The following is a 23,331-nucleotide window of genomic DNA, read 5'->3' as shown; positions in this document are numbered from 1 at the left end:
CGTCCCCTCTCCCCCGCGATCTTGCAGTTGCCGCCCCGACAAATGCCGCTCACCATCACAAACCGAGAGCCCCAAGTGCAAGATCGCGGGAAGTCGGTGGGGTCAGAGGCGTTCGAAGCCACGGGTCAGTTCCCAGTCGGTGACGGCGGCGTCGAAGGCGGTCAGCTCGACGCGGGCCAGGTTGGCGTAGTGGGCGACCACCTCGTCGCCGAAGGCGTCCTTGGCGACCGTCGAGGACTGCCAGAGGGTGAGGGCGTCGCGGAGGGTGGCGGGGACCCGCTCGGCGGTCGGGTCGTCGTACGCGTTGCCGGCGCACTCCTCGCCCAGCTCCAGCTCCCGCTCGATGCCGTGCACCGCGCCGGCGACCAGGGCGGCGATCGCCAGGTACGGGTTGACGTCCGCGCCGGGCACCCGGTTCTCCACCCGCATGCCTTGCCCGTGCCCGACCAGCCGCAGCGCGCAGGTGCGGTTGTCGGTGCCCCAGCGCAGCGCGGTCGGGGCGAACGAGCCGGGCTGGTAGCGCTTGTAGGAGTTAACGTTCGGAGCGAAGAAGAGGCTGAGTTCGCGCATGGTGTCGAGCAGCCCGGCGAGCACCCGCTGCCCGGTCACGCTCAGCCTCGCCGGCCCGTCCCCCAGCATCGCCGAGCGGCCGTCGCGGTCGCGCAGCGAGAAGTGGATGTGGCAGGAGTTGCCCTCGCGGGCGTTCGGCTTGGCCATGAACGTGATTGACCTGCCCTCCTGGGCGGCGATCTCCTTCGCCCCGTTCTTGTAGATCACGTGGTGGTCGGCGCAGGCCACCGCCTCGTCGTACCGGAAGGCGATCTCGTGCTGGCCGAGGTTGCACTCCCCCTTGGCGCTCTCCGGGGTCAGCCCCGCACCGGCCATCTCGGTGCGGATGCGCCGCAGCAGCGGCTCCACCCGCGCGGTGCCGAGCAGCGAGTAGTCCACGTTGTACTGGTTGGCCGGGGTGAGGTCGCGGTAGCCGCGCCGCCACGCCTCCTCGTACGAGTCGCGGAAGAGCACGAACTCCAGCTCGGTGCCGGCGTACGCGGTCAGCCCGTGGGCGGCCAGCCGGTCCAGTTGACGGCGCAGGATCTGCCGGGGCGAGGCGACCACCGGGCCGGAGCCGTCCAGCCACTCCAGGTCGGCCAGGAGCATGGCGGTGCCCGGCTGCCAGGGCACCCGGCGCAGGGTGGTGAGGTCCGGCTTCATCGCGAAGTCGCCGTAGCCGCGCTCCCAGGACGACATCGCGTACCCGTCGACGGTGTTCATGTCGACGTCGACGGCGAGCAGGTAGTTGCACCCCTCGCTGCCGTGGGAGACCACCTCGTCGAGGAAGTAGGGGGCGTGGAACCGCTTGCCCTGCAACCGGCCCTGCATGTCGGTCAGGGCCAGCACCACCGTGTCTATCTCGCCGCCCCGGATGGCGACCCGCAGTTCTTCCAGCGTGAGCGGAGCTTTCCTCATCGGCGAGCCTCCATCACCAAGGTCTACCGGCCGAACCGGATCATCGTCAATGCCCCGGGCGATGGCCCCGGCAAACGCCGCTCGCCCGACAGATCCGTCGTGCGTCACTACCGACAGGGCGGCGCTGACCCCGGACGTCCCGGTCCGCTGGCGTTCGGCGGACCGGGACGTCGCGGGTCAGGCCGGCTCGTCGGCCCGGGCACCGTCCGGGGCCGGGCGCGGCGCCGGGAGTTCGACGGTACGACGCGGGCCGGTGAACCACTTCCGGGCCGAGGCGTACCACCAGACGGCGACCAGCAGGAGCACCCCGCCCACGGCGATCGGCGCGTAGTTCACCGCCGACCAGGTGAAGTCCGCGTTGCCGGGCACCCCGGCGGGGACGATCGGCAGCACGAAGTAGACCGAGATGACCGCGATCTCGATCACCGCGATCCAGCCGAGGAGCTTGTACCTCGGACCGAGCGTCCACGGTCCCGGGATGAACCGGTCCCCCATCCGCAGCCGCAGGAAGATCGGGATGAGGAACGACAGGTACAGCCCGATCACCGCGACGGAGACCACCGCGTAGAAGGCGACCGGGATGCCGGCCGAGTTCTTGTACAGGGCCGGCAGGGTGAGCACCAGGCCGGCGACGGTCGCCCCGATGATCGCGTTGACCGGGGTGCCGTTGCGGTCCACCCGGGACCAGAGCCGCCAGCCCGGCACCGCGCGGTCCCGGCTGAACGCGTACGTCATCCGGGACATCGAGGTCACGCAGCTCATCCCGCAGAAGAACTGCCCGATGGTGGAGATGATGATGACCGCCTTGAAGAAGAACGGGGTCAGCGCGGTCTCGAAGATCGCCCCGGAGAAGCCGCCGGCGGCGTTGATCGCGTCCACGTCGGTGGCGGCGAAGAGGAAGGCCAGCAGCAGGATCCAGCCGCCGACCGCCGAGTAGAAGATCGAGCGCCAGAGGCCCTTGGCGGCGGCCTGCGAGGCGCCGCGGGTCTCCTCGGAGACGTGCGCGCAGGCGTCGAAGCCGGTGATCGTGTACTGGGTGAGCAGGAAGCCCAGCGGCAGCACGTAGAACCAGAAGGTGAGCCCGCCGGTGTCGCCGTCGCCGAAGCCCGAGTTGTTGAACCGCTCGGTGAAGACGAACCGGAAGCTCTGGTGGTCGTCCGGGACGAGCAGCAGGATGGCGACCACCACGGCCGCGCCGGCCACGTGCCACCAGACGGAGACGTTCTGCAGTACGTCGATGATGTGGTGGCCGAAGATGTTGATCAGCCCGTGCAGGGCGAGGATCACCACGAAGAGCCCGAACGTCTGGTGCAACGTCCCGGCCCAGCCGTCGAAGAGCGCGGACAGGGTGAGGTTGAGGAACGTGGCGCAGCCGTAGTCCACCGACGCGGTGACCGCGACCAGCCCGATCAGGTTGAGCCAGCCGGTGAACCAGCCGTGCACCGGCCGACCCATCTTCGCCGCCCACCAGTAGATCCCGCCGGCGGTGGGGTACGCGGAGACCAGCTCGGCCATGCAGAAGCCGATGATCAGGATGAACAGTGAGATCAGCGGCCAGCCCCAGGAGATGGCGACCGGCCCGCCGTTGTTCCACGCCTGGCCGAAGGTGGTGAAGCAGCCGGCCAGGATCGAGATGATCGAGAACGAGATGGCGAAGTTGGAGAAGCCGCTCCACTTGCGGCGCAGCTCCTGCTTGTAACCGAGTTCGGCGAGCCGTCGGGCGTCGTCGTCCATCGGTTGCTCGGCGGTTGGCGCGGGCGTCGTGGCCACTGCACACCTCCTCGAGGTGGTTCCCCGGTACAAGTGGGCAAAGTGTGGTCCTGCTGATCAAGGCGGTCAATACGACTGCCGTGGGAATCTCACCGTCGCTGCGGCTAATTCCGTTGCCGGACCGGCCCTCCCGGCCGCATCCTTGACCCGTGACCAGGCCCGATCGCGACGGGCCACCGCCGGGCGCTCGGCAACGCCCGGTACGCGACGGCGCGGGGTGCTCACCTCTCTCTCACCAGTGCGGCGATCCGCCGTACCTTCCGGGCACCCCGCGCCGCCGCACCGAGTTCCGACTCATCGATTTCTTTCCACACCCGCCCGATAGAGCTGATCCAGCGGACCGTGCCGCCCCGGGGGAGTCGTTGGGACCAGCCGATCCTCCACCGTCAGGAACCGGTCGGGGTCGTCGCCACCCCAGCGGGTGTAGCCCGCCAGGACCTCCAGATTCATGGCGACGATCCAGAACGTCGTCTCTGGTGAGGACGAGCGGCCCTCGACATCGCCGGACAAAGGGCATACCGCCGGGGTTGGCGTCGACCCGGCGCCGGGCAGGGATCAGGTGAGCAGCAGCCCGGCCACCCAGAGGGCCGCGATCACCACGCCGGCGAGGAACTCCACCAGCATGGACAGACCGGCCGCCTTGAGCGCCTGCACGGTGGCCGGCCAGGCGAGCTGGTTGCTGCCCAGCCGCAGCCGTTCCGCGCCCCACACCCCGGCCACGAAGCCGATCACCAGGCCGACCACCGGAATGACGAAGAAGCCGACCAGCCCGAGCAGGCCCCCGGCCAGCAGCGACGACGTGGGCACGCCGGTCCGTTTCAGGTTCCGCCCGGGCCAGAGGTACTTGACCACCGCGCCCCCGGCGGCGACCACGGTGGCGGCGGCGAGCACCGCCCAGCGGCCGGGCCCGGCGTCGCCGAAGAGCGCCCAGACCAGCACCCCGCCCCAGCAGAGCGGCAGGGCCGGCAGCCCGGGCACCACCACCCCGGCCAGCCCGGCCAGGATGGCCAGCGCGGCCACCACCGAGACCACCGCCTGCGTGTCGCTCAGGCTCATGCCGGCTCCCCACCGCCGGCGAGCCGGGCACGGATCTGCGCGGCGGGGACCGGCGCGCCGAACCAGCGTCCCTGCCCGGTGTCGCAGCGCAGCGCCCGCAGCCGCTCGGCCTGCGCCTCGGTCTCCACCGCCTCGGCGGTGACCCAGAGCTCCAACGCGTGCGCCAGCCGGACCAGCGCGTCGACGATCCGCTCGTCCCGGTGGTCGGCCGCGACGTCCGCCCCGTCGGCCCGGATCCCCTCGACGAACGGGCCGGCCAGCTTCAGGCAGTGGATCGGCAACCGGCGCAGGTACGCCAGGTTGGAGTACCCGGTGCCGAAGTCGTCGATGGCCAGCCGGACGCCCAGGTCGGCCAGCTCCCGCAGGGACCGCAGCGGCTCCCCGGCGGTGCCCATCACCGCGCTCTCGGTCAGCTCCAGCTGCAGCAGCTCCGCCGGGAGCCCGGTCCTGGTCAGCGCCTCGGCCACCGTCTCCACGATCGCCGGGTCGTCGGCCTGCCGGGCGGCCAGGTTGACGCTGACCACCAGCCGCGCCTCCGGGTACGCCCGCCGCCAGCCCTCGGCGTCCCGGCACGCCTGCCGGAGCACCCAGGCGCCGAGCCGGACGATCAGCCCGGTCTCCTCGGCCAGCCCGATGAACCGGTCGGGCCCGATCAACCCCAGCTCCGGGTGCTGCCAGCGGACCAGCGCCTCCACCGCGAGCATCGTGCCGTCCAGCAGCGACACGATGGGCTGGTAGTGCAGCACGAACTCGCCCCGGTCCAGCGCGGCCGGCAGGCCGGCGGCCAGGGCCGAGCGGGCGATGTCGGCGGCGCTGCGCTCCGGGTCGTAGACCGCCCAGCGGCCCCGCCCCTCCGCCTTCGCCCAGTAGAGCGTGGTGTCGGCGGCCTTCATCAGCTCCGAGACGTTGGTCTCCGCGGCCGGGCACTCCACGATGCCGATGCTCGCCGAGACGGCGAGCTGCTGGTCGCCGACCCGCACCGGGGCGGAGACCGCGGCCAGCGCCAGCTCGGCCACCTCCACCGTGTCGTCGAGGCCGCCGCCGGAGTCGACCAGGATGACGAACTCGTCGCCGCCCATCCGGGCGACCAGGTGGCCGCGCCCGGCGACGCAGTCGGCGAGCCGCCGGCTGATCACGATCAGCAGCAGGTCACCGAGGTCGTGGCCGAGGCTGTCGTTGATCGTCTTGAAGCCGTCCAGGTCGAGGAAGCAGATGCCGACCCGCTGCTCCTCGCCGGCGGTGTCGAAGACCCGGCCCAGCGTCTCGAAGAAGAGCGTCCGGTTGGGCAGCCCGGTGAGCGGGTCGTGCAGCGCCTGGAAGCGCAGCCGCTGCTGGAGCTCGTACCGCTCGGTGATGTCCTCGATCATCGCGACGGTGAACCGGGGCCGGCCGTCGTCGTACCGGATCAGCGAGACGGCGAGGTCGGTCCAGACGACGCTGCCGTCCTTGCGGTGGTAGCGCTTCTCCACCCGGGCGCTGTCGTGCTTGCCCTCGACCAGCTCCCGGTACAGCTCCCACATGCCGGCCGCGTCGTCGGCGTGGAAGAGCGCGTCGACGGTGATCTCGCGCAGCTCCTCGATGGGGTAGCCGAGCATGTCGGCGAAGGACTGGTTGACGTCGAGGATCCGGCCGTCGGTGCCGGCGATGCCGATGCCGATCGCCGCTCCGGTGAACACCGCCCGGAATCGAGCCTCGCTGTCCCGCAGCGCCTGCTCGACCGCGTCCCGGGCCTGCCAGGCCGAGCGGGCGATCCGCTCCTGTTGGCTGAAGGTGCGGTCGCGCAGCGCGCGGGCGAAGCCGGCGGCGAGCCCGCCCTGCAATGCCGCCACCCGCTCCCGCGCCTCGGGCCGCTCCGCCCGGGCGGGCAGCACCCGGGCCAGGAAGTCGTCGCCGAGCGCGTGCACCGACCAGTCGAGCACGCCGGGCTCGGTGAGGTGGGCCTCCACCAGCGCCCGCCCGACGTCCTCCGCCGCCTGCCCGGAGAACGTCGGGGCGAGGAGGGCCTGGGCCAGCCGTACGGTGCGCACGAGCAGCAGCCGCTCGGTCTCGGCCGCGCTCAGCGGCACGAATCCGAGCCGGCGGACCGCCCGCGCCCACTCGGCGGCGTACGCCTGGGCGCCCAGCCGGCTGAAGTCCTCCCCGCCGGGCTCCGGCGCGGCGTGCATGTCGGCTCAGCCGGCGGGCTGGTCGTGCCGGGCGACTCCGCCGAAGGCCCCGAACCGCTCGGGGTGTTCGTCCACGTCGGACGGCGAGTCCGGCCGCCAGAGCGGCATGTGCACCACGCCCGGTTCGAGGATCGTCCAGTCGCCGAAGAACGAGCTGATCTCGGCGCGCGAGCGGAGCGTGATCTCGGTGTCGGTACGCGCCGACAGCCGCTGCGCGTCGAGCATCTCCTGCGGCTGGTCCTCGAAGGTGGAGTGCGAGACGACCAGGTAGCTGCCGGGCGCGGCGGCGGCCCGCAGGGTGGCCAGGATGTCTCCGGGACGGCCCGCGTCCGGGATGAAGTGGACCACCCCGGCGAGCAGGATGCCGACCGGCCGGCCGAAGTCGATCAGGCCCGACTCCCGGGCCTCGGCGAGGATCCGCTCCGGCTCGCGCAGGTCGGCGTGGAGCACGGCGGTGAGGTCGTTGCCGGCGAGCAGCTCCCGGCTGTGCGCCACGGCGACCGGGTCGATGTCGACGTAGACGATCCGCGCCTTGGGGTTCGCCGCCTGGGCCACCTCGTGCACGTTGCCGACGGTCGGGATGCCGGAGCCGATGTCGAGGAACTGGTCGATGCCGGCGTCGAGCAGCGCCCGGACGGCCCGGCGCAGGAACTCCCGGCCCGAGCGCATGGTGGCCGCCAGGTTCGGGGTCATGCTCGCGATCTGCTCGGCGAGCTGCCGGTCGATCTCGAAGTTGTGCGCGCCACCGAGGAAGTAGTCGTACACCCGCGCCGCGCTCGGCCGGGTCAGGTCGATCTCGGCGGGAAGTCCGTCCGGCATCTGCATCACGTCGCCCCGTTCGTCGCCGCGGCGCGGGAGGCAGCGGTGCCCGGGCGCGCGGGGGCACGCGGAAGCGACACCGGCCGACCCGCGGATCGGGTGGTGCTGACCACTCTAGGCGCGTCCGTCCATCGACGGGAGATCGACTTTCCGACACCGGCGGGTGACGGTCCGCCGCTGGCGCGGGCGGCGGACCGACCGCTGGTCAGGCGGCGGACTCCAGCAGCAGGGAGATGCCCTGCCCCACGCCGACGCACATGGTCGCGAGGGCCCGCCGGCCGCCCCGGCGGCGCAGCTCCAGCGCGGCGGTGAGCGCCAGCCGGGCGCCGCTGGCCCCGAGCGGGTGGCCGAGTGCGATCGCGCCGCCGTTCGGGTTGACGTGCTCGGCGTCCTCGGGCAGGCCCAGCTCCCGCAGCACGGCGACGGACTGGGCGGCGAACGCCTCGTTCAGCTCGATCACGTCGACGGCGTCGAGCCCCAGGTTGAGCCGGTCGAGCAGCTTGCGGGTGGCCGGCACCGGACCCATCCCCATGATCCGCGGCGGTACGCCGGCCGCCGCCGCGCCGCTGACCCGGGCGAGCGGGGTGAGGCCGTACCGGGACACGGCGGCCTCGGAGGCGACCAGCAGGGCGACCGCGCCGTCGTTGACGCCGGAGGAGTTGCCCGCGGTGACCGTGCCGCCCTCGCGGAACGGGGTGGGCAGCGCGGCGAGCCTCTCCAGCGAGGTCTCCCGCGGGTGCTCGTCGACCTCGACCAGCTTCGTCTCGCGGCGCCCGGCGGGCACGGTCACCGGCACGATCTCCTCGGCGAACCGGCCGTCGGCCTGCGCCTTGGCGGCCCGCTGCTGGGACCGGAAGGCGAACTCGTCCTGGGCGGCCCGGTCGACGCCGTGCTCGGCGGCGACGTTCTCCGCGGTCTCCGGCATCGAGTCGATGCCCCAGCCCCGCTTCATCAGCGGGTTGACCAGCCGCCAGCCGATGGTGGTGTCGTAGACCTCGGCGGCGCGGGAGAACGGAGTGGTCGCCTTCGGCATGACGAAGGGGGCCCGGCTCATGCTCTCCACCCCGCCGGCGACCACCAGGTCGGCCTCGCCCGCCACGATGGAGCGGGCGGCGGTGGCCAGGGCGTCCAGGCCGGAGCCGCAGAGCCGGTTGACCGTGCTGCCCGGGACCTCCTCGGGCAGCCCGCCGAGCAGCGCCGCCATCCGGGCCACGTTGCGGTTGTCCTCGCCGGCCTGGTTGGCGCAGCCGAGCAGCACGTCGTCGGTCCGGGCCCAGTCCACCGAGGGGTGGCGGGCGACCAGTTCGCGGATCACGTGGGCGGCGAGGTCGTCGGGGCGTACCCCGGCGAGGGCGCCGGCGTACCGGCCGATCGGGGTGCGGACTCCGGCCACGAGGTAAGCCACGGTCATCGGCGCTGTCCTTCGGGGGTGGGAAGGGGCTCGGGTGGCGACGCCCGGGTCACGGGGACGCCCGGCGCCAGGATATCCGCGCCCGGAGCGGATAGGTTGACGGCATGGCCCGGGCCCAGTTCAGCGCAGAGACCGCCGGCAGCGGTGAGTTCGTCCGCCAGCCCAACCGGTTCACCGGTCGGGTCACCCCGCACTCCACCTCGCCGGAGGGCGGCGGCCCCGACGACCAGGACCGTTGGCCGCTGGAGGCCGGCCGGTACCGGCTGATCTGGTGCCGGGCCTGCCCGTGGGCGCACCGGGCCCGGATCGTGCGCGGCCTGCTCGGGCTGGAGGACGTCATCTCGCTGGGCACGGTCGACCCGATCCGGGACGAGCGGGGCTGGCGGTTCGCCCTCGACCCGGACGGCTTCGACCCGGTGCTCGGGATCGGCTTTCTCTCCGAGGCGTACCTGGCGACCGACCCGGACTACACCGGCCGGGTGACCGTGCCGGCGCTGGTGGACACGCTGACCGGGCGGGTGGTCACCAACGACTACCCGCAGCTCACCCTGGACTTCTCCACCGAGTGGCGGCGGTTCCACAAGCCGGGCGCGCCGGACCTGTATCCGGTCGAGCTGCGTCCGGAGATGGACGCGCTGATGGCGGAGATCCACCGGGACGTCAACAACGGCGTCTACCGGTGCGGCTTCGCCACCTCGCAGGAGGCGTACGACGAGGCCTACCTCGCGCTCTTCGCCCGGCTGGACGCGCTGTCGGAGCGGCTGGCCGACCGCCGCTACCTGATGGGGGACACGATCACCGAGGCGGACGTGCGGTTCTTCACCACGCTGGTCCGCTTCGACGTGGCGTACCACGGACACTTCAAGTGCAACCGGCAGAAGCTGACCGAGCTGCCGGTGCTCTGGGCGTACGCCCGGGACCTGTTCCAGACCCCGGGCTTCGGGGACACGGTCGACTTCGACCACATCAAGCGGCACTACTACGGCACGCACCGGGAGATCAACCCGACCGGGATCGTGCCGCTCGGGCCGGACCTGTCCGGTTGGACCACGCCGCACGGGCGTGGCTGACCGGGGTCTGCGCCGGGTCGTCGCCGCGTCGGCCGCCGCCGGCTGCACCCTGGCGGGCGCGGTCGCGGTGACGGTCGCCGTGCTCGCCGGTCCCGGTCCGGGCCCCACCGGGTACGTCAGCGAGGCCGGCGTCACCGACAGCCGGTACGCCGCGGCGTACCGGATCGGGGTCTTCGCCCTGGCGGCGGCGCTGCTGCTGCTCGCCGTGGCGCTGCCCACGGCGCTGCGGGTGCCCGGGGTGCTGCTCGCCGCCGGCAGCGTCTTCACGCTGCTGTCCGGCGTGGTGACGTGCAGCGCCGGCTGCCCGCTGCCGCCGTTCGAGACGCCCACCGTGGCCGACCTGGTGCACGGCGGCGCGAGCATCGCGGCGACGGCCTCGGTGGTCTTCGCGATGCTGGCCCTGGTCCGCTCCCCCGCCGCCGCCCCGGCGGTGCGTCGGACCGCCGCCGTCGGCGCGGCGCTGGCCCTGCCGCTGTCGGCGGTGATCGGCCTGACCATGCTGACCGTGGGGCGCGGCGGCCTGGTCGCGGTGCTGGAGCGGCTGCTGTTGACGGTGACGGTCGGCTGGGGTCTGGCCACCGCCATCGCGCTTGGTCGGGCCCGGGGATCGTGACGAACGGATCGCCAGGGCGTGAACCGGTCATGTAAGGAGCGTCACGCCTATCGCTCCTTCCAGCTGTGAGTCGGCCGGGAGTAGCGTCGGCACGCGATGACCAACGTCTGGCACCTCACCGTGCGCCTGTATGTCGACCTCCGACTGCAGGCCAGCGGCGTCTGTCCGGCGCAGCCGCTCTCCTGACGCTGCCCCGCCCGACCCTCTTCCAGACCTTGGACGCATCCTCATGGCTTCCGCCTTGCGCAAGATCCCCTTTTCCGTGCAGATCCTGCTCGGCCTCGTGCTCGGCGTGGCGCTGGGCTTCCTCGCCCGCGCCAACGACCTGAGCTGGCTGGCCAGCACCCTCGACACCGTCGGCGGCCTCTTCGTCCAGCTGCTCAAGCTGGCCGTCCCGCCGCTGGTCTTCACCGCCATCGTGGTCAGCGTGGTCAGCCTGCGCGGCGTGGCCAACGCCGCCCGGCTGGCACTGAAGACGCTGCTCTGGTTCGGCCTCACCGCGCTGATCGCGGTGAGCGTCGGCATCGGCCTCGGCCTGCTCACCGACCCCGGCAAGGGGGTCACCCTGGACGTCGCCGGCGCCGCCGCGCCGAAGAAGACCGGCTCCTGGACCGACTTCCTCACCGGCATCGTGCCCACCAACCCGGTCGGCGCGTTCGTCGAGGGCAACGTGCTCCAGATCGTCTTCCTCGCCCTGGTGGTCGGCGCCGCCGCGCTGCTGGTCGGCCAGGCCGCCGAGCCGTTCGTCGAGTTCAACCGCTCCGTGCTGGCCATCGTGCAGAAGGCGCTCTGGTGGGTGATCCGGCTCGCCCCGATCGGCACCCTCGGCCTGATCGGCCACGCCGTCGCCTCGTACGGCTGGGACCTGATCGCCCCGCTCGCGAAGTTCACCACCGCCGTCTACGTCGGCTGCGCGATCGTGCTCTTCGTGGTCTACCCGGTGCTGCTGGTGGCCGCCGGCCGGCTCAACCCGCTGCGCTTCTTCGCCGGCGCCTGGCCGGCCATCGAGCTGGCCTTCGTCTCCCGCTCCTCGGTGGGCACGATGCCGGTGACCCAGCGCTCCGTCGAGCGGCTCGGTGTCCCCCGCGAGTACGCCTCGTTCGCGGTGCCGTTCGGCGCCACCACCAAGATGGACGGCTGCGCGGCGATCTACCCGGCCCTGGCCGCGATCTTCGTGGCGCAGGTCTTCGGAGTGGACCTGGGCGTGACCGACTACCTGCTGATCGCCTTCGTCTCGGTGGTCGGCTCGGCCGCCACCGCCGGCCTGACCGGCGCGATCGTGATGCTCACCCTGACCCTGAGCACGCTGGGCCTGCCGCTGGCCGGCGCCGGCCTGCTGCTGGCGATCGACCCGATCCTGGACATGATCCGCACCGCCACCAACGTGGCCGGCCAGGCGCTCGTGCCGACCATCGTGGCCGCCCGCGAGGGCACCCTCGACCGGGCCGCGTACGAGTCCGCCGGCAGGCGCGAGCTGGTCGACGCCGACGAGACGCGGCCCGCCGACCAGCTGGCTCCCGTCCCGGCCTGAGCAACCTGAGAAGGGAGGGCCCTCGGGCCCTCCCTTCTCGTGCTTCGAGAGGATCACCGCATGAGTGCCCTGTTCACCCCGCTCGCCCTGCGCGGCGTCACCCTGCCCAACCGGGTCGCGATGGCCCCGATGTGCCAGTACAGCGCCGGCCCGGACGGGCTGCCGACCGACTGGCACCGGGTCCACCTCGGCTCCCGGGCCGTCGGCGGTGCCGGCCTGATCCTCACCGAGGCCACCGCGGTCGTCCCCGAGGGCCGGATCAGCCCGCAGGACGTCGGCCTCTGGTCCGGCGCGCACGTCGACGCCTGGCGCCCGATCACCGCGTTCGTCGCCGGACAGGGGGCCGTGCCGGCCGTGCAGCTGGCCCACGCCGGGTTCAAGGCCGCCACGTACCGGCCGTGGGCGGAGCGGCGCGGCGGCGTGCCGGACGCCGAGGGCGGCTGGACCCCGGCCGGCCCGGGCAGCGAACCGTTCCTGCCCGACTACCGGGAGCCGACCGCCCTGGACGAGGCCGGGATCGCCGGCGTGGTGGCCGCGTTCGCCACCGCCGCCGGCCGGGCGCTGGACGCCGGCTTCGCCGCGGTGGAGATCCACGCCGCGCACGGTTACCTGCTGCACGAGTTCCTCTCCCCGCTGACCAACCACCGGGATGACGGCTACGGCGGCGACCGCGCCGCTCGGATGCGGCTCACCCTGGAGGTGGCCCGGGCGGTCCGCGCCGCGGTCGGCGAGTCCGTGCCCGTGCTGACCCGGATCTCGGCCACCGACTGGGTCGAGGGCGGCTGGACCGTCGAGGACAGCGTGGTGCTCGCCGGCGAGCTGGCCGCCGCCGGGGTGGACCTGGTCGACGCCTCCTCCGGCGGCGCCTCGGCCGGGGCGAGCATCCCGATCGGCCCCGGCTACCAGGTGCCGCTCGCCGCGCGGATCCGCCGCGACGCGGGCGTGCTCACCGGCGCGGTCGGCCTGATCGTCGAGCCGGAACAGGCCGAGCAGATCGTCGCCGCCGGCGAGGCCGACCTGGTCCTCCTCGGCCGCGAGCTCCTCCGCGACCCGTACTGGCCCCGCCGCGCCGCCGCCAAGCTAACCGCCGAACCCCACTGGCCGAACCAGTACACCCGCGCCTTCTGACCTCACCCCGCCCGCCCCGGCCCTCGTTGATCATGAAGTTATTGCCCGGCCACCCGGCGTGTCCTGGCGACAACTTCATGGTCAACGGTGGAGCCGGGGGCGCGGCGCGGTCAGCCGGCCAGGTGGGACCAGCGGGGTTCCAGGTCGCGCCAGGGGCCCTGGGCGGCGACCGTGCCGTCGAGCAGGACGACCACGTGGTCGGCGCGGACCAGCGCGGCCCGCTTGGACGTCGACCCGACCACGGTCACCCCGCGGTCGCGCAGCGCCGCCCAGAGCGCCAGCTCGGTCGTGACGTCCAGCGCGGACGAGACGTCGTCGGCGATCAGCAGCTCGGTACGCGGCGCGAGCGCCCTTGCCAGCGCCAGCCGCTGGAGCTGCCCGCCGGAGAGCCGGGTGCCCTTGTGCCCGATCAGCAGCCCCAGCCCGCCACCGGCCGCGGCCAGGTCGTGCTCCAGCTGCGCCGTCGTCACCGCGTCGGCGGCGTCCACCTCGTGGCCGAGGGCGATGTTGTCGGCCACCGTGCCGGAGAGCACCCGGGGCAGCTGACTGACGTATCCGACCTGGCCGGGGCGGAGAAACAGCTCCGGCTCGGTGACCGGATCCTCGTTCCAGCGCAGCGTGCCGGTGTGGTGCACGATGCCGGCGAGGGCCCGCAGCAGCGAGGACTTGCCGGAGCCGACCGGGCCCACGACCAGCACCAACTGCCCCCGTTCGACGGTCAGGTCGACGTCCCGGACGGCGAGGGTGCCGTCGGTGTGCAGCGCCCCGAAGCCGGTGAGGTCGAGCCGGCGCAGCGGGTGGCGCGGCGGCGGGTCGGGCGCGGGCGCGGTGCCGGCGGCGAGGTCGACGCCCGGCACCGACGCCGAGTACTCCCCGATCCCGGCCATCGCCACGGTCCGCCGGGTCCACACCCGCGCCGACGGGTAGTGCGAGACCAGCGAGGCGGTGGTCCAGGCGAACCAGCGGGCCGCCCCGAGAGTGGAGACCGCGACCAGGGTGGCGCCGGCGGAGAGCCCGCCGGCCAGGTAGAGCGCCCACGCGCCGATCGGCAACAGGCCACTGACCAGCGACGGGGTGGACCGCGCCCACACCTGCATGGAGATCTCCCGGCGCTGCCGGTCGCTGCGGACGGTGTCGAGCGCCGCGAGGTGGTCCAGCACCGGGCGGGTGGCGCCGGCGAGCTTCACCGTGCGGGCGGCGGAGAGCGAGGAGACCAGGGCGGTCGCGAAGGCGGCCCGGGCCTTCACGGTCCCCCCGGCGGTGCGTTCCAGCCGCGGCCCGAACAGTGTCGCCGCGAGCCCGGAGACCAGCATCGTCCCGGCGAAGAAGAGCCCCGGCACGACGCTGCCGGTCACCACGGTCATGGTGACCACGATCGCCACCGAGATGAACTGGTCCATCAGGTTGTCGGCGAGCTGCACCACCCGGTCGGTGTCGCCGCCCTGGGCGACCACCTCGGCCGGGGTGTGCCCGCTGACCCGGCGCGGCCCGGTCTGCCCGTGCACCAGCCGCAGGCTGATCCGCAGCATCTGCCGGATCCACCACTGCGGGAACCACAGGTTGGTCAGGTAGGGCAGCGGCAGGACGACCAGCAGCGCGGCGACGATGCCCAGCGCCGGCAGCCACGGGTCGCCCCCGCCGACCACGTCGGCCCAGAGCCACGGCAGCACCGAGCCGTCCAGGCCGAGCAGCGTCATCACCACGAAGAGGCAGACGGAGACCAGGCCGTACCGCGGGTCGTTGGTGCCCAGCCGCAGGATCTCCCGCATGGTCCGCGCGGGCGGCGCCGGGGGCAGCGGCGGCGGGTCGCTCTTCGGTACGACCACCGGGGCCGGCCGGGCGGCCCCGGCCGGCGCGGACGCCGGCTCGCCGTCGTCCCACGGCTCATCGGGCCCGGGCAGCAGATCCACCCCGCCGCGCCCGGCGCCGGCCGAGGCGTACGCGCTGGCGTGGCTGGTTGCCAGCAGCTCGGCGAAGCGCTCCGACTCGCGCAGCGGGCCGGCCTCCAGCACCGCGCCGTCGGCCATCACCACGACCTCGTCGCAGCGGCGCACCGAGGAGAGCCGGTGCGCGATGACGATGCCGATCCGGTCGGCGAGCAGACGTTCGGTGGCCTGGCGGACGCGGGTCTCGGTGACCGGATCGAGCCGGGCGGTGGCCTCGTCGAGGATCACCACGTGCGGGTCGCGGACCAGGATCCGGGCGAACGCCACGAGCTGCTCCTGCCCGGCGGAGAGGACGTGCCCGCCCTCGCCGAGCTTCGTGTCCACGCCGTCGGGAAGTTCGGCGATCCAGCCGGCCAGCCCCAGCTCCGCCAGCGCCCGGGTGGCGTCGTCGAGCAGCTCGGGGTCGAAGAGGGCGACGTTCTCGGCGAGGGTGCCGGCCAGGATCTCGGTACGCTGCGGCACCACCGCGATCCACCGGCGCAGCGCCTCGACGTCCAGGTCGACCAGGTCGGTGTCGCCGAGGAAGACGGTGCCGCGCGGCACGTCCACGGCCCGGGTGAGCACCTTGGCCAGCGTCGACTTGCCCGACCCGGTCCGCCCGACCAGGGCGTACGACCGGCCGCGGGCGAAGGCGAGTCGGATGTCGCGCAGCGCCGGCCCCCGCTCGTCCCCGCCGGACGGGTACCGGAAGGTGAGCCCGCGGACGGTCAGGTCGCCGTCGGCCGGGGCGGCGCCGCCGGCGGGTTCCTGCCGGGCGCCGGAGAGCAGCTGCACCCGGGCCCAGGCGCCGAGCGCGTACTGCAGGTGCGGCACCCAGCGGGCAATGTGCTCGACGGTCGCGCCGAAGGCGAGCGCGAGCAGCCAGATCGCGGTGAGCCGGGCGCCGTCGATCCGGCCGGCGGCCAGCGCCCACGCCCCGCCGAGCACCACGCCGGCGATGCCGACCCGGATGCACCCGGCGGCGAGGGCGGTGACCCGGGCGGAGAGCCGGAAGACCCGGCCACCCCGGGCGATCACCTCGGCGGCCCGCCGGGCGTAGAGCCGCAGCACGTACGGCCGGGCCAGGCTGGTGCGGACGTCGTCCTGGCCGTGCACCGCCTCCTCCATCACCGCGGCGAGGTCGGACCAGGCCTCCTCCTCGGCCATCCGGGCCGGGGCGATCCGCGCGGTGGGGCGGCGCAGCAGCACGCCGAGCAGGGTGGTCAGCACGACCATCCCGATCCCGGCCGGCCACCAGACGATCAGCGCGCTCGCGGTGGCGAGCAGGCAGACGGCGAGCCCCTGGACGAGGCGGACGCCGGTGTTCCGCATCTCGGCGGCGACCTGGTAGACGTCGTTGTCGATCCGGTCGAGCAGCTCGCCGACGGGGGTGGTCTCCAGGGTGGGCAGGTGCTGCCCGAGCGCCACCCGGCAGAGCCGGCGGCGGACGTCGGCGGACCAGTCGGCGGTCAGCCCGGCCATCAGCAGCCCGATGGCGAGGTCGGTGAGCACGGCGGCGACCAGCGCCACGGCCAGGGCCGCGAACCAGCCGGCCGAGCGGTGCACCAGCACGGGCCCGGCCAGCGCCGAGGCGGCGGCCTGGCCACCGGCGCCGAGCAGGATCAGCAGGACGACGACCGCCATCCGGCGCGGTGCGGTGGCCCAGAGATCACGGAGCAGGCGCATGGGACGGTCCTCCGGACTCGGGTGGGCGGGGCGGTGCCCCCAGCCTTGTCGTCCGGCCGCGACCGCTCAACGCATTTACCGCGCCCCGCTCCGTAGGCGGCCACGGCCGCCGCCCGCGCTCAGGTCTGGGCGACCCGGCGGACGATGCCGAGCAGCGCCTCCTGCACGTCCTCGATCGGCCGCTCCGGCTGGAAGACCAGCCAGTCCACGGCCACCACCAGCCCGACGCCGAACAGCGCCGAGCTGGCCGTCCGCACGTCCAGGTCGGCGGGGAGGTCGCCGCTGGCCACCCCGGCCCGGACGGTCTCGGCGATCACCTCGATCGCCTCGCCGCGCAGCAGCCGCAGGGTCTGCTGCCACTCCCGGTTGGTCCGCCACATCTCTGAGAGCAGCAGCTGGGCGAAGGCCCGGTACCGGCGGATGTACTGCAGCTCGGCGCGGACCAGGGCGGCGAGCGCCTCGCGCGGCGGCAGCCCGTCCACCGCGGCGCGGAAGTCGGCGGTGAGCAGCCCGATGCCGTGCCGCAGCAGCTCCTCGAAGAGCGCCGTCTTGGACTCGAAGTTGTAGTAGATCGTCCCCTTCGCCACGCCGGCGCGGGCCGCGATGTCGTCGACGGTGGTCGCCGAGAAGCCCTGCTCGGCGATGAGCTCCACCGCCGCCACGAAGAGGCGCTGGCGGGTGTCCTCCCGCCGCCGCGACCGTCCGTCCGTCACTCGACCTCCCCGTCGACAACCCCGGCCCGTGCCGGAGCCCCGCGTCACCGCCGTCCGACCCATCAGCATCCTCACATGGCCAGTTCGGGGTGCAGCTTGGCCGGGGTGAGTCGGCGGGAGCGGCGGGTCGCGGCGATGGTCAGCACCAGGGCACCCACCCCGAACGCGACGAGCACGAGGGCCCCGGTGAGCACCGGTCCGGCCGGCCCGCCGTTGATGGTGTGCCGGAGTCCGGCCACCACGTACGTCATCGGCAGCCAGGGGTGGATCGCCTGGAAGAAGCCGGGCGAGGTCTGCACCGGATAGGTGCCGCCGGAGGAGGTGAGCTGGAGCATCAGCAGGGCCAGCGCGGCGAGCCGGCCGGCCGGGCCGAGCGCCGCGCCGAGCAGCTGCATGATCGCGGTGAAGGCGAGCGAGGTCAGCGCCAGCAGGCCGAGGGTGGCCGCACCGTGCACCGGGTCGAGGCCGAGCACCAGGGTGACCACGGCGAAGAGCACCCCGGCCTGGGCCAGCCCGATCGCCGCGGCGGGCAGCCAGCCGGCGAGCGCAACCCGCCAGCCGGGCGCGCCGGACATCACGTGCCGCCGGTTGACCGGCCGCAGCAGCATGTACGTGATCATCGCGCCGACCCAGAGCGCCAGGGCGAGGAAGTACGGGGCGAAGCCCACGCCGTACGAGCCGGCCGGGTGCTGCGAGTTGCGGATCAGCCCGACGGGGTCGCCGAGGATGTCGGCGCGGCTCTCCGCGTCGTCGTACCCGGGCAGCTTCTTCTCCCCGGCGGCCAGCCCGTCGGCGAGGTCGCCTGCCCCGCCCTCCAGCCTGGTCAGCCCGTCGGCGAGCCGGTCGCTGCCGCTGCTGAGCTGGGCCAGCCCACCGTCGAGCTGGCGGGCGCCGGTGGCGAGCCGGTACAGCCCGCCGCGGAGCTGGTCCGCGCCGTCCGCCGCGCCGCCCAGTCCGTCGCGCAGCCTGGCGCTGCCGTCGGCGAGGGTGGTGAGCCCGCTGGCGAGCTGGTCGACCTTGGCCCGGGCGCCGGCGACGTCGTCGGCGAGGTGCGGCGCGGCGGCGGCGACCTCGCGGGCGGTCGCGGCGACCTGGGTCATCTGCTTCTTCAGCCCGGCCAGGTCGCTCTTGTCGAGGGTGGCGACGACCGCCCTGGCGGCGGTGACGGCCTGGTCGGCGGCCTGCCGGGCGGCGACGAGGTTCGGGTCGTCGGCCAGCTCGGGGTGGGCCTCGACCAGCGCGTCCAGCCGGTCGCGGACCTTGTCCGCCTGGGTCACCACCTCGTCCGCCTTCGCCGGCAGCGCGTCGATGCCGTCGGCGAGCGCCTCCGCGCCCTCGGCGACGAGGGTGGCGGCCCGCCCGATCTCCTCGGCGTTGTCCCGCAGCAGCGGCCCGTACCTGTCGGCGGCCGCGTCCACCTGGGCGGCGGCGGCCCGAGTCTCGGTCGCCGCGCGGTTGGTGCCGTCGGCGATCTGCGCCGCGCCGGTGTAGAGCTGGTCGAGCCCGGAGGCCAGCTTCGCCGCGCCCTGCACGGACTTGTCGAGGCCGGCCGCGAGCTGTCCGGCGCCGTTCTCCGAGGCGTCCAGCCCGTCGGCGATCTTCCCGGCGCCGTCCTCGGAGGCGCCGAGCCCGTCGTGGATCTTCCCGGCGCCGTCGGCGGCCCGGCCGGTCTCCGCCTTGGCGTCGGTGAACCCGATCAGCATCTTGTCGAAGTACGACGCGGCGGTGCTCTCCGCGGCGGCGGCCCGGATCTCGCTGAACGCGGAGCGGGCGAGCAGCCCGGACAGGTAGTTGGTGGCGTCGTCGTTGACCACCTTCAGCTCGCCCCGGCGGGCCGGCTGGTCCGGCTCGGGGCTGGCCGCCAGGTTGGCGGAGAAGTCCGCCGGGATGGAGAAGACCAGGTGGTAGCGGCCGCTGCGCAGGCCGGCGGCGGCGTCGTCGGGGTCGGTGACGGTCCAGCCGAAGACCCGGCGGTCGATCAGCTCGTCGGTGAGGTCCCGGCCGGCGTGCACCTCGGTGCCGTCGCTCGCCTTCGCCGGCCGGTCGGCGTTGACCAGGGCGACGGGGATGCGGTCCAGGTTCCCGTACGGGTCCCAGAAGGCGTAGAGGTAGAGGGCGCCGTAGAGCAGTGGGATGACGGTGAGGACGGCGAGCGCGGCGCGCGGCAGCCGGCCCCGGGTCATCCGGCGCAGTTCGAAGAGTGCAAGACGAACGACACTCATGCGGTCACCTCGGGGATCTGGTCCTGGGCCGCCCGGGGGGCGACGAGGGCGGCCGGGGGCAGGGTCAGCTCGGTACGGGCGGGCAGGGTCGGGTCGCCGATCCGGTGGGTGATCGCGGTGCTGCCGGGCTCGACGGCGCGGGCGCTGACGACCACGGCGTACCCCTGGTCGGCGAGGCGGGACAGGGCGGCCCACATCCACTGCCGCTCGGGGGCGTCGGATCCGGCGTCCACGTCGTCGGCGACGATCAGGTTGGGGCCGCTCAGGCTGGCCAGCACCAGGCCGAGCACCTGCCGCTCGACGGGGGTGAGGTCCCGGCCGTACCGGTCGGGGTCGAGCGGGGTGTCGGTGAAGCCGGCACCGGCGATGGCGGCGGCGAAGGCGTCCCGCCGGTACGCCCGGCGGGCCCGGACGGCGGCGACCGGCACGAGCTGGCGGCGGCGGCGCGGCACCGGCCCGAGCAGCAGCAGCCGCTCCTGGATGTGTTCGGCCACGGTCAGCGTCGGGTCGGGCTCGTGCACCCTGGCGACCTGGCCGAGCGCGGCCGGGCCGCGCCGGCGCAGCTCCCCGTCGGTGTGCGGGAAGCGGCCGGCCAGGGCGAGCAGCAGGGAGGTGCGCCCGCTGCCGGGCGGCCCGGTCACCGCGTGCAGCTCGCCGGCCCCGGCGGTGAGGTCGACGTCCCGGTACACCCAGCCCCGGCGGGTCCGCAGACCGAGCCCGCTGGCTTCGACGATCTCCATCGCCCCATCCCGACTTCCGTTGAACTGACCGGTCAGTACAAAAACATGGTCAGCATAACGCCGTACGTCCGGTTCGGCGCAATTCAGCGGAGCGTGATCCCGGCCATGCCCGGCTCAGAAAAGCACGGTGGCGAGGGTGCCGACGGGCCGGAAGCCGCAGCGCTCGTAGACCCGGCGGGCCGGCAGGTTGAAGTCGTTGACGTAGAGGCTGACCGTCGGCGCGACCCGGACCAGCGCGTCCCGGACCACCGCCGCCATCGCCGCCGTCGCGATCCCCCGACCCCGCCACTCCGGCGCTACCCAGACCCCCTGGACCTGGGCGGTGCGCCGGGTCACCACGGCCAGCTCGGCCTTGAAGACCACCTTGCCGTCGACGAACCGGGCGTACGCGCGGCCCGCGCGGACCAGGTCGGCCACCCGCCGCCGGTAGCCACGCCCGCCGTCCTCGGCCAGCGGCGAGACCCCGACCTCCTCGGTGTACATCGCCACCGCCGCCGGGAAGAGCCGGTCGATCTCACCGCCGCGCACCTGCCGCACCTCCGGGTCGGCCGCCACCGTCGGCAGCGCGTCCGTGGCCAGCAGCGGCTGGTTGGGGCGTACGTCCCGGGCCGGCCCCCACTGCCCGGAGAGGCGGTCCCAGAGGCCGAGCACGGCGTCGGCCCGCCCGACGATCGACGAGCAGATCCGCTCCTCGGTGCCGAGCTGGTCGGCGAAGGCGGCGACCGCCGACTCGGTGGCGAGCACCGGGGTCAGGTTGCCGCCCAGCCAGCAGATCGACTCGAGGCTGCGCCGGGCGCCGTAGCCCAGGATCCGGCCGTCGGCCCGCCACCAGGCCAGCCCGCGCGCGGCCACCCGCTCGGCCACCTGCGCGCCCGCGAACGGGTCGAGGTCGAGCAGCCGCTCGACCGCGCGGCGCTCCGACTCCCCCAGTTGGCGTACCGGCACCGTCAGCACGGCTACCAGCCTGCCAGATCGGCCCCCGGGCGCGCCGGCCGACCTGATGACCGGGTCAGCCAACCGGGACCGGCGCGGGCGCCGGCTCGGCCGGGCGGGACCGCCGCGCCCACGCCACGACGGGCGGCACCAGCAGCCCGAGCAGGAGGAAGAGCGCGCCCAGCAGCAGCCAGCCGGGCACCCCCCACCCGACCGCCAGGGTGGTCACCACCACCGGCGCGATCATCCCGCCGAGCTGCATGCCCATCCCGTACGCGCCCTGGTACTGCCCCTGGGCGTGGGCCGGGGCCAGGCCGAAGGAGATCCCCCAGCCGGCCGCCGCGTGCCACAGCTCGCCGATCACGTGCACGAACGCCCCGGCGAGCAGCAGCGCCACCGCGGCCGGGGTCGCCACGCCCCCGCTCACGGCGAAGAGCCCGCAGGCGACCGCGATGACCCCGCCGGCCCGGCGGGCGGCGCGGGCCGCCCCGGCCAGGTCCTCGGTGCCGCGCGAGGCGCGCACCTGGAAGAGCACCACGATGACGGTGTTGACCAGCATGCAGGCCGAGACGAGCCAGTCCGGGGCGGTGGTGTGGTCGGCGATCCAGAGCGGCAGGGCAATGTTGATCAGCCCGAAGTGCATCGAGAGCAGCCCGTCGAGGACCGTGAAGGCCAGGAACGGGCGGTCCCGCAGGGCGATCAGCCGCGGGCCGTGCGCGGGCGCGGGTACCGGCGGGACGGCCGGCAGCCGGAGCAGGATCGCCGCGGCGACCAGGTACGTCACGCAGTCGAGCAGGATCAGGGCCACGTACCCGGCCCGGGTGTCCGCGGCGAGGCCGAAGCCGGCGACCACGGCGCCGACCGAGATGCCGACGTTGGTGACGGCGCGCAGCCAGGCCCGGGTACGCACCCGCTGCTCGGCGGGGACGGCCCCGGCGATCAGCGCGCCCCGGGCGCCCCGGCTTGCCGCGTCGGCGATCGCCATCAGCATCCCGACGACGAGGAAGGTCGGGAAGGACCGGACGGCGATCAGGGCGGCGGTGCAGGCGGCGGAGGCGAGCAGCGCGGTGAGCTGGATGCCGCGCGGGCCGTACCGGTCGGCGAGGTAGCCCATCGGGGTGCTGGCCACCAGGCTGACCAGCGCGGTGACGGTGAGGCCGAGGCCGACCTGGGCCACGGTCAGGCCGACCGAACGGGTCAGGAAGAGCGCGCTGACGGTCAGCCAGGTGCCCCGGCCGACGGTGTTGACCAGCGTGGAGAGGGCGAGGGTCCGGGCCGGGCCCGGTTCGGGAAGCAGGCGCACGCCGGCAGCCTAGCAAGACGTACGTACGGTTTGCCGTCCCGTCCCACGATTCGTCTTGTCGCCGATGCGTTGCCGATATATCGTCGATGCATCAGCGACACTACGGAGTGAAGGAGAGTCCGATGGGATTCCACGGACGGATGCACGCGATGCACGAGGCTCGGATGCGCGGCTTCGGCTTCCCCCCGTTCCCGCCCGGGCCGCCGTTCCACCCCGGGCCGCACGGTCACGGCGGGCGAGGCGGCCGGGGCGGTCGCGGCCGGGGACGCCGGCCCAACGTCCGGGGCGCCGTGCTGGCCCTGCTCACCGAGCGGCCGATGCACGGCTACGAGATGATCCAGGAGATCGACTCCCGCACCGGCGGGGCCTGGCGGCCCAGCCCCGGCTCGATCTACCCCACCCTCCAACTGCTGGAGGACGAGGGCGTCATCGTCGCCACCGACGGATCGGGCGGCGGGCGCAAGCGGTTCACCCTCACCGACCAGGGGCGCCCGGAGGCCACCGGGGCGGCGCAGACCCCGCCCTGGGCGGAGTTCGCCGAGAACACGGTCAACAGCTGGCACGACATCCGGGACGCCGGCGCGCAGGCGATGAACGCGCTGCGCCAGGTGATGATGACCGGCACCGACGACCAGCGCGAACGGGCCGCCCAGGTGCTCGACGAGACCCGGCGCAAGCTCTACGCCATCCTCGCCGAATCCGAGTGAGCAGCTCACCCACGTACGCGGAAGGGCGGCCCTCCCCCACGGGGACGGCCGCCCTTTCCGACGGTGCGTCGG

17 protein-coding genes are annotated in these 23,331 nt (G+C 74.0%); 5 read left to right on the top strand and 12 right to left on the bottom strand.

Going from position 1 to position 23,331, the window contains the following annotated elements; all coding sequences use genetic code 11:
• Window positions 1–102: 102 nt before the first annotated feature.
• From EV384_RS12145 to pcaF, 6 genes are all read right to left on the bottom strand, one after another.
• Window positions 103–1,467: a glutamine synthetase family protein gene (locus EV384_RS12145; protein WP_130333004.1), complete on the bottom strand. Its 1,365-nt coding sequence runs from the start codon at window positions 1,465–1,467 to the stop codon at window positions 103–105.
• Between the two features lie 177 nt (window positions 1,468–1,644).
• A complete protein-coding gene (locus EV384_RS12140; protein ID WP_130333002.1) occupies window positions 1,645–3,237 on the bottom strand; it encodes an amino acid permease in 1,593 nt (530 codons plus the stop codon).
• A 555-nt stretch (window positions 3,238–3,792) separates the two neighbouring features.
• Complete coding sequence (locus tag EV384_RS12135) at window positions 3,793–4,293, bottom strand: DUF456 domain-containing protein (protein WP_130333000.1); 501 nt, start codon at window positions 4,291–4,293, stop codon at window positions 3,793–3,795.
• Window positions 4,290–6,458 (bottom strand): putative bifunctional diguanylate cyclase/phosphodiesterase, encoded by a 2,169-nt coding sequence (locus tag EV384_RS12130; protein WP_130332998.1) that lies wholly within the window; start codon window positions 6,456–6,458, stop codon window positions 4,290–4,292. The genes EV384_RS12135 and EV384_RS12130 overlap by 4 nt, the downstream gene beginning before the upstream one ends.
• A gap of 6 nt (window positions 6,459–6,464) precedes the next feature.
• On the bottom strand, window positions 6,465–7,283 hold the full coding sequence (locus EV384_RS12125; RefSeq protein WP_130332996.1) for an SAM-dependent methyltransferase: 819 nt from the start codon (window positions 7,281–7,283) through the stop codon (window positions 6,465–6,467).
• A gap of 199 nt (window positions 7,284–7,482) precedes the next feature.
• Window positions 7,483–8,688, bottom strand: coding sequence for a 3-oxoadipyl-CoA thiolase (gene pcaF, locus EV384_RS12120; protein WP_130332994.1), 1,206 nt, complete (start codon window positions 8,686–8,688; stop codon window positions 7,483–7,485).
• Window positions 8,689–8,792: 104 nt separating this feature from the next.
• On the opposite strand from pcaF, the gene EV384_RS12115 reads away from it, so the two are divergent.
• From EV384_RS12115 to EV384_RS12100, 4 genes are all read left to right on the top strand, one after another.
• Window positions 8,793–9,758, top strand: a complete 966-nt coding sequence (locus EV384_RS12115; RefSeq protein ID WP_130332992.1) for a glutathione S-transferase family protein — start codon at window positions 8,793–8,795, stop codon at window positions 9,756–9,758.
• Window positions 9,751–10,371: a DUF998 domain-containing protein gene (locus EV384_RS12110; protein ID WP_130332990.1), complete on the top strand. Its 621-nt coding sequence runs from the start codon at window positions 9,751–9,753 to the stop codon at window positions 10,369–10,371. Before EV384_RS12115 ends, EV384_RS12110 begins: the two co-directional genes overlap by 8 nt.
• Before the next feature lie 241 nt (window positions 10,372–10,612).
• Window positions 10,613–11,902, top strand: coding sequence for a dicarboxylate/amino acid:cation symporter (locus tag EV384_RS12105; RefSeq protein ID WP_207232582.1), 1,290 nt, complete (start codon window positions 10,613–10,615; stop codon window positions 11,900–11,902).
• Window positions 11,903–11,962: 60 nt separating this feature from the next.
• Window positions 11,963–13,030: an NADH:flavin oxidoreductase/NADH oxidase gene (locus EV384_RS12100; RefSeq protein WP_130332986.1), complete on the top strand. Its 1,068-nt coding sequence runs from the start codon at window positions 11,963–11,965 to the stop codon at window positions 13,028–13,030.
• Window positions 13,031–13,140: 110 nt separating this feature from the next.
• On the opposite strand, the gene EV384_RS12095 is transcribed toward EV384_RS12100, so the two are convergent.
• The 6 genes from EV384_RS12095 to EV384_RS12070 form a co-directional block, all read right to left on the bottom strand.
• Window positions 13,141–16,641 (bottom strand): ABC transporter ATP-binding protein/permease, encoded by a 3,501-nt coding sequence (locus EV384_RS12095; RefSeq protein WP_130332984.1) that lies wholly within the window; start codon window positions 16,639–16,641, stop codon window positions 13,141–13,143.
• A gap of 119 nt (window positions 16,642–16,760) precedes the next feature.
• Window positions 16,761–17,354 carry a TetR/AcrR family transcriptional regulator gene (locus tag EV384_RS12090; RefSeq protein WP_130332983.1) on the bottom strand — a complete coding sequence of 198 codons (594 nt, stop codon included), beginning with the start codon at window positions 17,352–17,354 and terminating at the stop codon, window positions 16,761–16,763.
• A gap of 71 nt (window positions 17,355–17,425) precedes the next feature.
• Window positions 17,426–19,576: a YhgE/Pip family protein gene (locus tag EV384_RS12085; protein ID WP_130332981.1), complete on the bottom strand. Its 2,151-nt coding sequence runs from the start codon at window positions 19,574–19,576 to the stop codon at window positions 17,426–17,428.
• Entirely contained in the window at window positions 19,573–20,316 is a 744-nt protein-coding gene (locus EV384_RS12080) for an ATP-binding cassette domain-containing protein (protein ID WP_130332979.1), read from the bottom strand. Before EV384_RS12080 ends, EV384_RS12085 begins: the two co-directional genes overlap by 4 nt.
• A 114-nt stretch (window positions 20,317–20,430) precedes the next feature.
• The gene (locus EV384_RS12075) at window positions 20,431–21,270 is read right to left on the bottom strand and encodes a GNAT family N-acetyltransferase (protein ID WP_130332977.1); all 840 of its coding nucleotides are present in this window, start codon (window positions 21,268–21,270) and stop codon (window positions 20,431–20,433) included.
• Window positions 21,271–21,325: 55 nt separating this feature from the next.
• Window positions 21,326–22,552 (bottom strand): MFS transporter, encoded by a 1,227-nt coding sequence (locus EV384_RS12070; RefSeq protein WP_130332975.1) that lies wholly within the window; start codon window positions 22,550–22,552, stop codon window positions 21,326–21,328.
• Window positions 22,553–22,674: 122 nt separating this feature from the next.
• On the opposite strand from EV384_RS12070, the gene EV384_RS12065 reads away from it, so the two are divergent.
• Window positions 22,675–23,259 (top strand): PadR family transcriptional regulator, encoded by a 585-nt coding sequence (locus EV384_RS12065; RefSeq protein ID WP_130332973.1) that lies wholly within the window; start codon window positions 22,675–22,677, stop codon window positions 23,257–23,259.
• The last annotated feature ends 72 nt before the right edge of the window (window positions 23,260–23,331 follow it).

The sequence above is a fragment of the Micromonospora kangleipakensis genome (assembly GCF_004217615.1).
Lineage (GTDB): Bacteria > Actinomycetota > Actinomycetes > Mycobacteriales > Micromonosporaceae > Micromonospora > Micromonospora kangleipakensis.
This window is presented reverse-complemented; position numbering and strand designations above follow the sequence as displayed.

Excerpts from the sequence above, each read along its gene's own strand:
- EV384_RS12145 (WP_130333004.1), bottom strand. The coding sequence starts at position 1,467 with ATGAGGAAAGCTCCGCTCACGCTGGAAGAACTGCGGGTCGCCATCCGG.
- EV384_RS12135 (WP_130333000.1), bottom strand. The coding sequence starts at position 4,293 with ATGAGCCTGAGCGACACGCAGGCGGTGGTCTCGGTGGTGGCCGCGCTG.
- EV384_RS12130 (WP_130332998.1), bottom strand. The coding sequence starts at position 6,458 with ATGCACGCCGCGCCGGAGCCCGGCGGGGAGGACTTCAGCCGGCTGGGC.
- EV384_RS12125 (WP_130332996.1), bottom strand. The coding sequence starts at position 7,283 with ATGCAGATGCCGGACGGACTTCCCGCCGAGATCGACCTGACCCGGCCG.
- pcaF (WP_130332994.1), bottom strand. The coding sequence starts at position 8,688 with ATGACCGTGGCTTACCTCGTGGCCGGAGTCCGCACCCCGATCGGCCGG.
- EV384_RS12115 (WP_130332992.1), top strand. The coding sequence starts at position 8,793 with ATGGCCCGGGCCCAGTTCAGCGCAGAGACCGCCGGCAGCGGTGAGTTC.
- EV384_RS12100 (WP_130332986.1), top strand. The coding sequence starts at position 11,963 with ATGAGTGCCCTGTTCACCCCGCTCGCCCTGCGCGGCGTCACCCTGCCC.
- EV384_RS12095 (WP_130332984.1), bottom strand. The coding sequence starts at position 16,641 with ATGCGCCTGCTCCGTGATCTCTGGGCCACCGCACCGCGCCGGATGGCG.
- EV384_RS12085 (WP_130332981.1), bottom strand. The coding sequence starts at position 19,576 with ATGAGTGTCGTTCGTCTTGCACTCTTCGAACTGCGCCGGATGACCCGG.
- EV384_RS12080 (WP_130332979.1), bottom strand. The coding sequence starts at position 20,316 with ATGGAGATCGTCGAAGCCAGCGGGCTCGGTCTGCGGACCCGCCGGGGC.
- EV384_RS12065 (WP_130332973.1), top strand. The coding sequence starts at position 22,675 with ATGGGATTCCACGGACGGATGCACGCGATGCACGAGGCTCGGATGCGC.